Annotated in this window: 18 protein-coding genes; 10 read left to right on the forward strand and 8 right to left on the reverse strand. The window is 61.9% G+C overall.

The annotated features are described in order from the left end of the window. Nucleotides 1–106 precede the first annotated feature (106 nt). From FHW75_RS09090 to FHW75_RS09110, 5 genes are read right to left on the reverse strand one after another with little or no spacing between them, the layout of a single operon-like run. Nucleotides 107–409, reverse strand: coding sequence for a lipid asymmetry maintenance protein MlaB (locus FHW75_RS09090; RefSeq protein ID WP_016713131.1), 303 nt, complete (start codon nt 407–409; stop codon nt 107–109). Beyond that, nucleotides 406–1,053: a phospholipid-binding protein MlaC gene (locus FHW75_RS09095; RefSeq protein ID WP_019099459.1), complete on the reverse strand. Its 648-nt coding sequence runs from the start codon at nt 1,051–1,053 to the stop codon at nt 406–408. Before FHW75_RS09095 ends, FHW75_RS09090 begins: the two co-directional genes overlap by 4 nt. 9 nt (nt 1,054–1,062) lie before the next feature. After that, nucleotides 1,063–1,548 (reverse strand): outer membrane lipid asymmetry maintenance protein MlaD, encoded by a 486-nt coding sequence (gene mlaD, locus FHW75_RS09100; protein WP_016485045.1) that lies wholly within the window; start codon nt 1,546–1,548, stop codon nt 1,063–1,065. Further along, nucleotides 1,548–2,345: a lipid asymmetry maintenance ABC transporter permease subunit MlaE gene (mlaE, locus tag FHW75_RS09105; RefSeq protein ID WP_016713133.1), complete on the reverse strand. Its 798-nt coding sequence runs from the start codon at nt 2,343–2,345 to the stop codon at nt 1,548–1,550. Before mlaE ends, mlaD begins: the two co-directional genes overlap by 1 nt. Further along, nucleotides 2,345–3,154: an ATP-binding cassette domain-containing protein gene (locus FHW75_RS09110; protein WP_016713134.1), complete on the reverse strand. Its 810-nt coding sequence runs from the start codon at nt 3,152–3,154 to the stop codon at nt 2,345–2,347. The genes mlaE and FHW75_RS09110 overlap by 1 nt, the downstream gene beginning before the upstream one ends. Before the next feature lie 248 nt (nt 3,155–3,402). On the opposite strand from FHW75_RS09110, the gene FHW75_RS09115 reads away from it, so the two are divergent. The 10 genes from FHW75_RS09115 (at nt 3,403) to FHW75_RS09160 (ending at nt 10,416) form a co-directional block, all read left to right on the forward strand. Further along, nucleotides 3,403–4,377, forward strand: a complete 975-nt coding sequence (locus tag FHW75_RS09115) for a KpsF/GutQ family sugar-phosphate isomerase (protein ID WP_019099458.1) — start codon at nt 3,403–3,405, stop codon at nt 4,375–4,377. Between the two features lie 11 nt (nt 4,378–4,388). Further along, a complete protein-coding gene (locus tag FHW75_RS09120; RefSeq protein WP_183673525.1) occupies nt 4,389–4,913 on the forward strand; it encodes an HAD family hydrolase in 525 nt (174 codons plus the stop codon). Between the two features lie 8 nt (nt 4,914–4,921). Further along, nucleotides 4,922–5,494: an LPS export ABC transporter periplasmic protein LptC gene (lptC, locus tag FHW75_RS09125; protein ID WP_019099457.1), complete on the forward strand. Its 573-nt coding sequence runs from the start codon at nt 4,922–4,924 to the stop codon at nt 5,492–5,494. Next, nucleotides 5,481–6,005, forward strand: a complete 525-nt coding sequence (gene lptA / locus FHW75_RS09130) for a lipopolysaccharide transport periplasmic protein LptA (RefSeq protein WP_012270658.1) — start codon at nt 5,481–5,483, stop codon at nt 6,003–6,005. Before lptC ends, lptA begins: the two co-directional genes overlap by 14 nt. Then, the gene (gene lptB / locus FHW75_RS09135; RefSeq protein ID WP_010952146.1) at nt 6,006–6,731 is read left to right on the forward strand and encodes an LPS export ABC transporter ATP-binding protein; all 726 of its coding nucleotides are present in this window, start codon (nt 6,006–6,008) and stop codon (nt 6,729–6,731) included. A 176-nt stretch (nt 6,732–6,907) separates the two neighbouring features. After that, complete coding sequence (locus FHW75_RS09140; protein ID WP_025753783.1) at nt 6,908–8,401, forward strand: RNA polymerase factor sigma-54; 1,494 nt, start codon at nt 6,908–6,910, stop codon at nt 8,399–8,401. 79 nt (nt 8,402–8,480) lie between these two features. Then, entirely contained in the window at nt 8,481–8,789 is a 309-nt protein-coding gene (hpf, locus tag FHW75_RS09145; protein WP_003255135.1) for a ribosome hibernation-promoting factor, HPF/YfiA family, read from the forward strand. Nucleotides 8,790–8,801: 12 nt separating this feature from the next. Next, nucleotides 8,802–9,266, forward strand: a complete 465-nt coding sequence (gene ptsN / locus FHW75_RS09150) for a PTS IIA-like nitrogen regulatory protein PtsN (protein WP_016713139.1) — start codon at nt 8,802–8,804, stop codon at nt 9,264–9,266. 2 nt (nt 9,267–9,268) lie between these two features. Then, on the forward strand, nt 9,269–10,123 hold the full coding sequence (gene rapZ, locus FHW75_RS09155) for an RNase adapter RapZ (protein WP_016713140.1): 855 nt from the start codon (nt 9,269–9,271) through the stop codon (nt 10,121–10,123). Nucleotides 10,124–10,143: 20 nt separating this feature from the next. Next, nucleotides 10,144–10,416 carry an HPr family phosphocarrier protein gene (locus tag FHW75_RS09160; RefSeq protein ID WP_016713141.1) on the forward strand — a complete coding sequence of 91 codons (273 nt, stop codon included), beginning with the start codon at nt 10,144–10,146 and terminating at the stop codon, nt 10,414–10,416. 42 nt (nt 10,417–10,458) lie between these two features. Here FHW75_RS09160 and FHW75_RS09165 read toward each other — a convergent pair whose 3' ends face one another. From FHW75_RS09165 to FHW75_RS09175, 3 genes are read right to left on the reverse strand one after another with little or no spacing between them, the layout of a single operon-like run. After that, the gene (locus tag FHW75_RS09165; RefSeq protein WP_019099455.1) at nt 10,459–11,352 is read right to left on the reverse strand and encodes a ZIP family metal transporter; all 894 of its coding nucleotides are present in this window, start codon (nt 11,350–11,352) and stop codon (nt 10,459–10,461) included. Between the two features lie 11 nt (nt 11,353–11,363). Beyond that, nucleotides 11,364–11,975: a superoxide dismutase gene (locus FHW75_RS09170; protein ID WP_025753784.1), complete on the reverse strand. Its 612-nt coding sequence runs from the start codon at nt 11,973–11,975 to the stop codon at nt 11,364–11,366. Between the two features lies 1 nt (nt 11,976). Then, nucleotides 11,977–12,438, reverse strand: coding sequence for a hypothetical protein (locus tag FHW75_RS09175; protein WP_027609543.1), 462 nt, complete (start codon nt 12,436–12,438; stop codon nt 11,977–11,979). Between the last annotated feature and the right edge of the window lie 7 nt (nt 12,439–12,445).

Genomic DNA, 12,445 nt, shown 5'->3' on the forward strand with positions numbered 1-12,445 from the left:
ATCGGCGCCCGATGCGCACGGGTCGGCCATCATACAAAAAAGCCCCTCGCCTGCGAAGCCCAACGAGGGTTTCGCTGACCGAGGGGCCATCATCCGCGCTGGGCCATCAGGTTGCCAGCACTTCATCGAGGTCATAAACCTCGGCAATTTCCCGCATGTCGTCGGGCATGTTGCGCACCTGGCAGCCCTTGCCACCCGCTTGGGCATCGCGCATGAATGCCAGCAACAGCGACAGACCTACGCTGGTGGAGTGCTGCACCGCCGAGCAATCCAGCACCAGCTGCGCCTCGCGGCAAGCCGCGATCAGTGCCTTGCCCTGCTTGCGCAGGACCGGGCCGCTACGGTAATCCAGCACGCCAGCCAGGCGCAGTACGCCCGGCTCGGCCATGCTTACAGCGGCCTCACTCATTTGACGGTCTTCTCTGGCGAGTTGTCGGCAGCCTGCTTGGCCTTTGCCACTTCACCGGCCCAGCCATCGATGGTCTTGTCCAGGTCGTTGCCGTTGCGCTGCATGGCATCGGCGAACTGGTCGCGGAACAGCTTGCCGATGTTGATGCCGTTGACGATGACGTTACGCACTTTCCATTCGCCACCCAGGTTTTCCAGGGTGTACTGCACCGGGTATACGGCGCCATTGTTGCCGGTGACCTTCATACCTACGGAAGCGCGCTTGCCGTCATCGGCTTTGGCCGGGTCTACGACGATACCCTGGTTGTTGTACTCCAGTAGCGCGTTACCGTAGAACTGGAACAGGCTGCGCTTGAAGTTTTCCTGGAAGCGCTGCATCTGCTCGGGCGTGGCCTTGCGCGAGTACTTGACGGTCATGATGCTTTTGGAAATACCGTCGGCATCGACCACCGGCGCGAGGATCCGGTCAAGGGTGTCGTAGAAAGCTTGCGGGTTGGACTTGTACTGCTCTTTGTTGGCCTTGAGCTCACTCAGCAGCTCGGTGGTGGTGCTCTGCACCACGTCGTGCGGCGACTGCGCGGCCAGGGCCATCAGAGGGAAGGCCGCCAGCAGGACCAGCAGGCCACGTCGCAGGATCGAAATCATGGAAACTCCTTAATTAGCCGGTTGCGCTTCTTTCGGTTCCTTGCCAACGGAGTTGAGCAGGAACTTGCCAATCAGATCTTCCAGCACCAGTGCTGACTGGGTGTCGTGGATGGTCGCACCGTCCTTGAGCACCTGGTCTTCGCCGCCCACGCTGATGCCGATGTACTTCTCGCCAAGCAAGCCGGCGGTCAGGATCGAGGCCGTGGAGTCGGTCGGCAGGTTGTCCACCGACTTGTCCAGCTGCAGCGTCACCCGACCGGTGTAGGAATCACGGTCCAGATCGATGGCGGTAACCTTGCCGATCGTCACACCGGCCATGGTCACTTTAGCTCTGACCGTCAAACCGGCGATATTGTCGAAGTAGGCATAAACTTTATAGGTATCGCTGCTCGGGCTGGCCGACAGCCCGCTGACACGCAGGGCCAGCAGCAGCAGCGCCAGGATCCCGGCCAGGAGGAACAGGCCGACACCGATTTCCAGGGTGCGGTTTTGCATCAGAAATCTCCAAACATCAAGGCGGTCAGAATAAAGTCCAGACCCAGCACTGCCAACGAGGCATAGACCACGGTCTTGGTGGTGGCACGGCTGATCCCTTCTGAGGTGGGCTCACAGTCGTACCCCTGGAATACGGCGATCCAGGTCGTGACGAAGGCGAACACCAGGCTCTTGATCAACCCGTTGAGCACGTCGTCGGTAAAGGAAACACTGTTCTGCATGTTGGCCCAGAACGAGCCCTCGTATACACCCAGCCAGTCCACAGCCACCCACGAGCCCCCCCAGATGCCGACCACGCTGAAGATCAGCGCCAGCAGCGGCAACGAGATGAAACCGGCCCAAAGGCGTGGCGCGACGATGTACTTGAGCGGGTCGACGCCGATCATTTCCAGGCTCGACAGCTGCTCGGTGGACTTCATGTTGCCAATTTCAGCGGTCAGTGCGGAGCCTGCGCGGCCGGCGAACAGCAACGCTGTCACCACCGGACCAAGCTCGCGCAGCAGGGTCAGGGCGACCATCTGCCCCACCGCCTGCTCCGAACCGTATTTGGTCAGGATGCTGTAGCCCTGCAGCGCCAGCACCATGCCGATGAACACCCCGGACACGACAATGATCGCCAGCGACAGCACGCCTACCGAGTACAGCTGCTTGGTCAGCAACTGGAAACCGCCGCCGATGCCGCCGCGGCCGATCAGTGCATGGAACAGGAACAGGCAGGAACGCCCCAGTACCGCCAGCACGTCGATCGCCGAGCGACCTAGCAGGCGGACACGTTCGAGTAAGGATCTTCTGCGCATCAACGCGCCCCCAGCAGGTCGGCGCGGTAATCAGGCGCAGGAAAGTGGAAGGGAACCGGGCCGTCCGGGTCGCCCTTCATGAACTGGCGAATCCGTGGGTTGTCCGACCCCATCAGCTCATCAGGCGTGCCCTGGCCCAACACCTGGCCGTCCCCCACCACATAGATGTAGTCGGCAATGCTGGCGGTTTCTGCCAGGTCGTGGGATACGACGATGCTGGTGATGCCTAACGCATCGTTGAGCAGGCGGATCAGGCGCACCAGTACGCCCATGGCGATCGGGTCCTGGCCGACGAACGGTTCGTCGTACATGAGGATCTGCGGGTCCAGGGCAATGGCCCGGGCCAGCGCCACACGGCGCTTCATGCCGCCAGACAGTTCGTCGGGCATCAGGTCGATGGCACCGCGCAGGCCCACGGCCTGCAGCTTCATCAACACGATGTCACGGATCATCTCGTCCGACAGCTGGGTGTGCACGCGCAGCGGGAACGCGACGTTCTCGAACACATCGAGGTCGGTGAACAGCGCGCCGCTCTGGAACAGCACACCCATCTGCTTGCGGGCGTCGAACAGGTCGCTGCGCGACAGCGTCGGCAGGTTTTGCCCGGCAACCCATACCTCACCGCTGGAGGGGCGCAGCTGCGCGCCCATCAGGCGGAGCAACGTGGTCTTGCCGCAACCCGATGGCCCCATGATGCCGGTGACCTTGCCGCGCGGGATGCGAATGTCGACGTTGCTGAAAATGCTGCGCGAACCGCGTTTGAAGGTAAGCCCCTTCAACTCGACCGCGTAGGCGCTATCCACACTCATCTAGACTCCTTGCTAGTGCAGCCTCGTCCTAATGGACGCCGGCCTCCATCAGGAAGGCACACGCGCCCCTGGCAGGCCGAATAGCGGCGAACTATAGCACCGCTGACAGCGCCGCCCCAAGGCCGGGCAACGAGTCGTTCAGCCCTGAGACAGGCTTTGATGACATTCGCCACAGCAATCGAAAGGGTGAGGGTTTTTGTCATTGCGCGTATAATCGCGGCCTTTTCATCAGGCATTGCTTTTTCGACATGAGCCAATCCAGCGAGCTGATCCAATCCGCCCAACGCACCCTGCGCCTGGAACTCGAGGCCGTAGAGGCCCTGCTGGCGCGCATCGACGACAACTTCGTCAAGGCCTGCGAACTGATCCAGGCCTGCAAGGGCCGGGTTGTCGTGGTCGGCATGGGCAAGTCCGGGCACATCGGCAACAAGATCGCCGCCACCCTGGCCAGCACCGGCACCCCGGCATTTTTCGTGCACCCGGCCGAAGCCAGCCATGGTGACATGGGCATGATCACCCGCGAGGATGTCATCCTTGCCCTGTCGAATTCCGGCAGCACCGCAGAGATCGTCACCTTGCTGCCCCTGATCAAGCGCCTGGGCATCAAGCTGATCAGCCTTACCGGCAACCCGGATTCGCCCCTGGCCCAGGCCGCCGAGGTCAACCTTGACGCCCGCGTCGCGCAAGAGGCCTGCCCGCTGAACCTGGCGCCCACCTCCTCTACCACGGCGTCGCTGGTGCTGGGGGACTGCCTGGCCATCGCCCTGCTCGAAGCCCGAGGCTTCACCGCCGAGGACTTTGCCTTCTCGCACCCGGGTGGCGCACTGGGCCGACGCCTGCTGCTCAAGGTCGAGAACGTGATGCATGCCGGCGACGAACTGCCTCAAGTGCCGCGTGGCACCCTGCTCAAGGACGCGCTCCTTGAAATGTCCCGCAAAGGTTTGGGCATGACCGTGATCGTCGAAGCTGACGGCAAGCTGGCCGGGATCTTCACCGACGGCGACCTGCGCCGCAGCCTGGACCGCAACATCGACGTACACACCACCCTGATCGATCAGGTCATGACCGTGCATGGCAAGACGGCACGTGCCGAAATGCTTGCCGCCGAAGCCCTGAAGATCATGGAAGACCACAAGATCGGCGCCCTGGTGGTGGTGGATCGCGAAGACCGCCCGACCGGTGCCCTGAACATGCACGATCTGCTGCGCGCCGGCGTAATGTAAGGAGCGATGGAATGGACCAGGACCTCATGCAACGCGGCAAGCACATCAAGCTGGCAGTGTTCGACGTGGACGGCGTGCTCACCGACGGGCGCCTGTACTTCCTCGAAGACGGCAGCGAATTCAAGACCTTCAACACCCTCGACGGCCAGGGCATCAAGATGCTCATGAACGCGGGCGTGACCACCGCGATCATCAGCGGCCGCAAGACCCCGGTGGTCGAGCGCCGCGCCAGAAACCTCGGCATCCCGCACCTGTATCAGGGCCGAGAGGACAAATTGGTCGTGCTTGACGGCCTGCTCGCCGAACTGGGCCTAAGCTATGATCAAGTAGCCTACCTGGGCGACGACCTGCCGGACCTGCCGGTCATTCGCCGGGTAGCATTGGGCATGGCCGTGGCCAACGCCGCGCCGTTCGTTCGCCAGCACGCCCACGGCGTGACCCAGGCACGCGGCGGCGAGGGAGCGGCCCGTGAATTCTGCGAACTGATCATGCAGGCCCAGGGTACCCTGGACGCTGCCAACGCCAACTACCTGTAAGGCTGCCCATGTTCAGCAAGAAAGCCCGCAATGCTGCGCTGCTCGCAGTGATCGCTGCCCTGCTGGTGGCGATCGGCTACTGGAATGTCAGCCCGGAAAGCTTCCTCGACAAGCCGGTGGCCCAGGTCGACGAAAGCGCTATCGACTACTATGCGATCAACGCCCACAGCGTGCAGTTTCTGCCCGACGGCAAACTGCAGTACGAGATGACCGCCGACAAGGTCGAACACCTCAAGGCCAGTGAAATCACCCTGCTGACCACGCCGGACCTGCACATGTACCGCGGCACCGAATACCCGTGGCACGTGCAGAGCACCCGCGCCGAGGTCAACCCGGACGGTACCGAGGTCGAGCTGATCGACAAGGTACGGGTTGCTCGCACCGACGAAAAGCAGCGCGAAACCATCATTACCAGCTCACGCATGACCGTGTTCCCGCAGAAGCAATATGCGCAGACCGAGCAAGCCGTTAGAATCGACGGCGCCGGTGGCACTACTACGGGCAAAGGAATGAAAGCGTATTTGAAAGAAGGCAAGATGGACTTGCTCTCTAACGTAAGAGGACAGTATGAGGCTCGTTAAAACCCTCCCCCTTTTGCTCAGCCTGAGCGCAGCACTGGGAAGCGCGAGCGCCCTCGCCCTGCCGAACGACCGTGACCAGCCGATCCGTATCCAGGCCGACAACGCCCACCTGGACGACAAGCAAGGCGTGGCCACCTACACCGGCGACGTGATCATCACCCAGGGTTCGATGATGATCAAAGGCAACACCGTGACCATCACCCGTTCCGCCTCTGGCGACATCGACGTGGTGACCTCGGTGGGCAACCTGGCCTACTTCGAGCAGCAGCAGAGCGCGGCCAAGCCGGACAAGATGAAAGGCTGGGGCGTTACCATCCAGTACCAGTCGCAGAAGGACCTGGTGATCCTCACCGACCGTGCCAAGGTCGAGAACGAGGGCAACACCACCGAAGGCGAGAAAATCGTCTACAACACTCAGACCCAGGTGGCGACTGCGGGTCGCGGTGGCAACGTGACCACACCGCGTCAGCGTATCGACATGGTGATCCAGCCCAAGAAGAAGGCCGAGTAAATGGCAACCCTCAAAGCCCAGCACCTGGCCAAGAGCTACAAGGGGCGACAGGTGGTACGTGACGTCAGCCTGTCGATCGACAGCGGCCAGATCGTCGGCCTGCTTGGCCCCAACGGCGCCGGCAAGACCACTTGCTTCTACATGATTGTCGGGCTGGTCCAGGCCGAGCAGGGGCGTGTGCTTATCGATAACCTCGATGTCAGCCACCAGCCCATGCACGGCCGCGCCCGCGCCGGCATCGGCTACCTGCCGCAGGAGGCCTCGATCTTCCGCAAGCTGTCGGTGGCCGACAACATCATGGCCATCCTCGAGACCCGCAAGGACCTCGACCGCGACGGGCGCCGCAAAGAACTGGAAAGCCTGCTACAGGAGTTCCACATCAGCCACATCCGTGACAACCTCGGCATGAGCCTGTCCGGTGGTGAACGCCGCCGGGTCGAGATTGCGCGCGCCCTGGCCACCGCACCCAAGTTCATCCTGCTGGACGAACCGTTCGCTGGCGTCGACCCGATTTCGGTCGGCGACATCAAGCAGATCATCCACCACCTCAAGGCCAAGGGCATTGGTGTACTGATCACCGACCACAACGTGCGCGAAACCCTGGATATCTGCGAAACCGCCTATATCGTCAACGATGGCCGCCTGATCGCCGAAGGCGATGCCGAGACCATCCTGGCCAACGAGCTGGTCAAAGAGGTTTACCTGGGTCACGAGTTCCGGCTCTGACCCCGGCACATGCCTGGAGTACTGGCAAATCGCCCTGAAACCGGGGTGAAAGTTGTTACAGTGCTCTAGGCAAACGCTACAATTTAAGGCATAAAACTTGCTTGATCTGGCGCCTCGGCGCCCTCGTGTAGTGGATGGCGCATGCGCGCCGGCGAACAAGGTATTAAGCCCCAGCCATGAAACCATCGCTCGTCCTAAAAATGGGCCAGCAACTGACGATGACACCGCAGTTGCAACAGGCCATCCGCCTGCTCCAGCTTTCCACCCTGGACCTCCAACAGGAAATCCAGGAAGCGCTGGAGTCGAACCCGATGCTCGAACGTCAGGAAGACGGCGACGACTTCGACAACAGCGACCCGATGGCGGACAACGCCGAGAACAAGCCGGCCGCCGAAGTCCAGGACAACAGTTTCCAGGAAAGCACCGCCAGTGCCGACAACCTGGAAGACGGTGAGTGGAGCGAGCGCATCCCCAACGAGCTTCCAGTCGATACCGCCTGGGAAGACATCTACCAGACCAGCGCCAGCAGCCTGCCAAGCAACGATGACGACGAGTGGGACTTCACCACCCGCACCTCAGCCGGCGAGAGCTTGCAGAGCCACCTGCTGTGGCAACTGAACCTGGCACCGATGTCCGACACCGACCGCCTGATCGCCGTCACGCTGATCGACAGCATCAATGGCCAGGGCTACCTGGAAGACACGCTCGAGGAAATCTGCGCCGGTTTCGACCCGGAGCTGGATATCGAGCTGGACGAGGTCGAAGCGGTGCTGCACCGCATCCAGCAGTTCGAGCCAGCCGGCGTCGGCGCGCGCAACCTGGGCGAATGCCTGCTGCTGCAACTGCGCCAGTTGCCCGCCAGTACTCCCTGGATGACCGAAGCCAAGCGCCTGGTCACCGATTTCATCGACCTGCTCGGCAGCCGCGATTACAGCCAGCTCATGCGGCGCATGAAAATCAAGGAAGACGAGCTGCGCCAGGTGATCGAACTGGTACAGAGCCTCAACCCGCGCCCCGGTTCGCAGATCGAGTCCAGCGAGCCCGAGTACGTGGTGCCTGACGTCATCGTGCGCAAAGACAGCGACCGCTGGCTGGTGGAGCTGAACCAGGAGGCTATCCCGCGCCTGCGCGTCAACCCGCAATACGCCGGTTTCGTGCGCCGTGCCGATACCAGCGCCGACAACACCTTCATGCGCAACCAGTTGCAGGAAGCGCGCTGGTTCATCAAGAGCCTGCAAAGCCGCAACGAAACCCTGATGAAGGTTGCCACACAGATCGTCGAGCACCAGCGCGGTTTCCTCGACCATGGTGACGAAGCCATGAAGCCGCTGGTATTGCATGACATCGCAGAAGCGGTGGGCATGCACGAGTCGACCATTTCGCGGGTTACCACGCAGAAATACATGCATACACCGCGTGGCATCTACGAACTGAAATACTTTTTCTCCAGCCACGTCAGCACCTCCGAAGGCGGAGAATGCTCGTCCACGGCGATCCGCGCGATCATCAAAAAACTGGTTGCGGCGGAAAATCAGAAAAAACCATTGAGTGACAGCAAGATCGCTGGTTTACTGGAGGCACAAGGCATCCAGGTAGCCCGTCGCACCGTCGCCAAGTACCGCGAGTCCCTCGGCATCGCACCGTCGAGTGAGCGCAAGCGACTGATGTAGCCCCTGAGATGTGCCACAGCGTTTGTGGGGCAGGTGCAAGACCTGCCTCTTTATGCACGGGCAACAAAGGAGAAGCTGTATGCAAGTCAATATCAGTGGACAGCATGTAGAAGTCACCCAGCCACTGCGCGATTACGTGCTTGAAAAGCTCGCCCGCGTGGAAAGTCACTTCGACAAGATCACCAACGTGCAGGTCATCATGAAAGTCGAGAAGCTGCAGCAGAAGGTCGAGGCGACCCTGCAGATTCCCGGCGGCGAAGTGGTAGCCAACGCCGAACACGAAGACATGTATGCAGCGATCGACGCCTTGGCCGACAAGCTCGACCGCCAACTGAAAAAACACAAGGAAAAACAGCAAAGCCTGCTGCAAGGTGCAGCTGCCCGCTGATCCCCCTCATCCATGATCCGACTTGAAACCATCCTGACCCCCGGCCGTTCACTCGTGAACGTGCCGGGCGGCAGCAAGAAGCGCGCCCTGGAAAAGGTCGCCACCGTCATCGCCGACCAAGTGCCAGAACTGGAGATGCAAGACGTCTTCGAAAAGCTGGTCGCCCGCGAAAAACTCGGATCGACCGGTTTCGGCAATGGCATCGCCATTCCGCACTGCCGCCTTGAAGGCTGTTCAGCGCCGGTTAGCGCCCTGCTGCACCTGGAAGCACCTATTGATTACGACGCCATCGATGGCGCGCCCGTGGACCTGCTGTTTGTACTGCTGGTACCCGAAGCCGCCACCGATGCGCATCTGGAACTGCTGCGTCAGATCGCCAGCATGCTCGATCGCAAGGAGGTCCGTGATCGCCTGCGCGCGGCCACCAGCAGTGAGGCCCTGTTCCAGGTTGTCCTGGACGTACAGAACGAGCACTGAACATGCGCCTGATCATCGTCAGCGGCCGGTCCGGCTCCGGCAAGAGCACCGCCCTCGATGTCCTGGAAGACAACGGTTTCTACTGCATTGACAACCTGCCCGCCGGGCTGCTGCCGCAGCTGGCGGAGGATGCACTGATCAACACGGAATTACTGCAACCCAAGGTTGCCGTGTCGATCGATGCACGCAACCTGCCCAGCCACCTCACGCGCTTCCCCGAGCTACTCGAAGAAGCCCGTGCGCGGAACATCCAGTGTGACGTGGTGTTCCTGGATGCCGACGAAGACATGCTGCTCAAGCGCTTCTCGGAAACCCGTCGTCGCCATCCACTGACCAATGCCAACCGTTCGCTGGCAGAAGCGATCCGCGTGGAGAGCGAGCTGCTGGGGCCAATTGCCGACCTGGCAGACCTGAAGATCGACACCACCAGCCTCAACCTGTACCAACTACGGGACTCGATCAAGCTGCGCCTGCTCAACCAGCCCGAGCCCGGCACAGCCTTTTTGGTCGAGTCGTTTGGTTTCAAGCGCGGCATGCCAGTCGATGCCGACCTGGTGTTCGATGTACGCTGCCTGCCCAATCCCTACTGGAAGCCCGAACTGCGTGAGCACTCCGGCCTCGATCAACCGGTCGCCGACTACCTGGCCGCACAGCCAGACGTCGAGGACATGTTCAATGACATTTCCAGCTACTTGCTCAAGTGGCTACCCCGCTTCGCCGCCAGCAACCGCGCCTACGTCACCATTGCTATCGGCTGCACCGGCGGCCACCACCGCTCGGTCTACATCACCGAACGCCTTGGCCAGTTGCTGCAGCAATCCCTGAAAAACGTCCAGGTCCGCCACCGCGACCTCTAAGCCCAAGGATCCGCCCCACGATGCCCGCCCGCGAAATCACCATCATCAACAAGCTGGGCCTGCATGCCCGGGCGGCAGCCAAGTTCGTCGGCGTTGCCGGCCGCTTCCCCTGCCAGGTACGGGTTGGCCGCGCACCGGACAAGCTGGTGGATGGCAAGAGCATCATGGCGGTGATGATGCTGGCGGCCGGCAAAGGCACACAGGTTCACCTGCTTACCGAAGGTGAGCAGGACAACGACGCCATGGATGCGCTGGTCGAGCTGATCAACAACTTCTTCGACGAAGGCGAATAAGCCGCTTCGATCCAGGTTGACTGTACCGGCGATGAGGTCAGATCAGGACATCGCGGTGTCCATCACCATCATCAGGCAGAACCCGATACAAAGCCCCAGGCTAGCCAGGCGATGGTGGCCGTTGCTGCGTGATTCCGGGATGATTTCCTGGGTAACCACCAGCAGCATCGCCCCCGCCGCACAGGCCAGGCCCAGCGGCAGCAGCAGCTCGGCGATGTTCACCAACCAGGCACAGATCACTGCGGCTACCGGCTCGACCAGCCCAGAAGCGGCACCGATCAGGAAGGCTTTGAAGCGCGGCATGCCCGCCCCCGCCAGCACCAGCGCAATGACCAGCCCTTCAGGCACATCCTGCAAGGCGATGCCCATGGCCAGGCTGTCGGCGTCGGCCATGCCACCACCGGCCGATACGCCAATCGCCATGCCTTCGGGGATGTTGTGCGCGATGATCGCGATGACAAACAGCCAGATGCGCGCGGCAATCACTGGCTGATTGCCGGTGCCGACCAGTGCTTCCGGCGAGGCACCTGACACCTTGAGGTCAACCAGAAACAGGCACAGCGCACCGAACATCAGGCCAAAGCTGATCAGGCCACCCGCGCCCCAAGGGCTGAAACCGATGGATTGAGCGGCGTCCAACCCCGGAATGATCAGGGAAAACGCGGTGGCCGCCAGCATTACGCCAGCGCCGAAGCCCAGCAGCGTATCGGCCAGTGCCACCGGCATGTTGCGAATGACCAGTACCGGTACCGCGCCCAGCGCCGTCCCCAGGGCGCATAATGCGCCGCCTTCCAGCGCACGCAACATGCGCGGTTCCAGGTCCAGCCAGGCAAGGCCACGCGCCACCAGCAGCGCGGCGCCAGCCAGCAAAAGCAAAGTCCCAAGCGCCAGCCGAAACAGGCGCACACTGCTGACAGACATCACCTCAGAGCGCATACCGGTCCGACTCACTTCAGGGCTTCGAGGTAACGGCGTTCCACTTCGGCCCAGTCAATCACGTTGTAGAAGGCACCGATGTATTCCGGACGACGGTTCTGATACTTCAGGTAGTAGGCATGTTCCCACACGTCCAGGCCGAGGATTGGCGTGTTGCCGAGCATCAGCGGGCTGTCCTGGTTGCCACTGCTCTCGACAACGAGGGTTTTCTGCGGCGTTACGCTGAGCCAGGCCCAGCCGCTGCCAAAGCGGGTCAGCGCAGCCTTGGTGAACGCCTCCTTGAAGGCATCGAAACCACCCAGTTGCGAGGCGATGGCCTGCGCCAGCTGGCCGTGTGGCTCACCACCACCTTGCGGCGACATCACCGTCCAGAACAGGCTATGGTTGGCGTGCCCCCCGCCATGGTTGGTCACAGCGCCACGCAGGCTTTCCGGTAGCTGCTTGACTGCACCAACCAGCTTCTCCACGGGCCATTCGGCCCATTCGGTGCCTTCGATGGCGGCATTGAGGCCGTTGACGTAGGTCTGATGGTGCTTGGTGTGGTGAATTTCCATGGTCTGCGCGTCGATGTGCGGCTCCAGCGCATCGTAGGCGTAGGGCAAAGCAGGCAAGGTATGCGGCATGTCAGTGAATTCCGTAGGCATGGTTTCTGTGCGCCACGTCTGGCTGGGCAGCGAACGCGCTGGCCCCGGTGCCGTGGCGGTTAAGCAGACGCTCGGTACGTGGGTACTGGCCGTATTCGGCGATAAAACTCAGCAGCTGGGTGTAGGTGCGTCCACTGTGACGCAGGGCTGCGTCACGCAGCCCCTGGGGTAAACGCGCCTCCTGGCTGGCCTGCAACAGCCGCTGGTGAGCGGCGCACAGGTAGTCGGCGCTCTCGTGCGGCTGGTTGAGGCGCAGGTGCAGGTCGGCCAGGTTGTGATGGGCGATGACGAATGCAGCCACCGCTTCGTCGACGTCATGCCAGCGCTCGAACAGCACCTGCGCCAGCGCCAGGGCTTGCAGGTAGTGTTCCCGGGCGTCGACCAACCCGCCTTGTTCGAACAGGCGGTTGGCGGTTTCCGTAGTGCGTTTCCAGTGCTGCATGGTTGTC

Source organism: Pseudomonas sp. OG7 (assembly GCF_014192825.1).
In the GTDB taxonomy this organism is placed as follows: Bacteria; Pseudomonadota; Gammaproteobacteria; order Pseudomonadales; family Pseudomonadaceae; genus Aquipseudomonas; species Aquipseudomonas monteilii.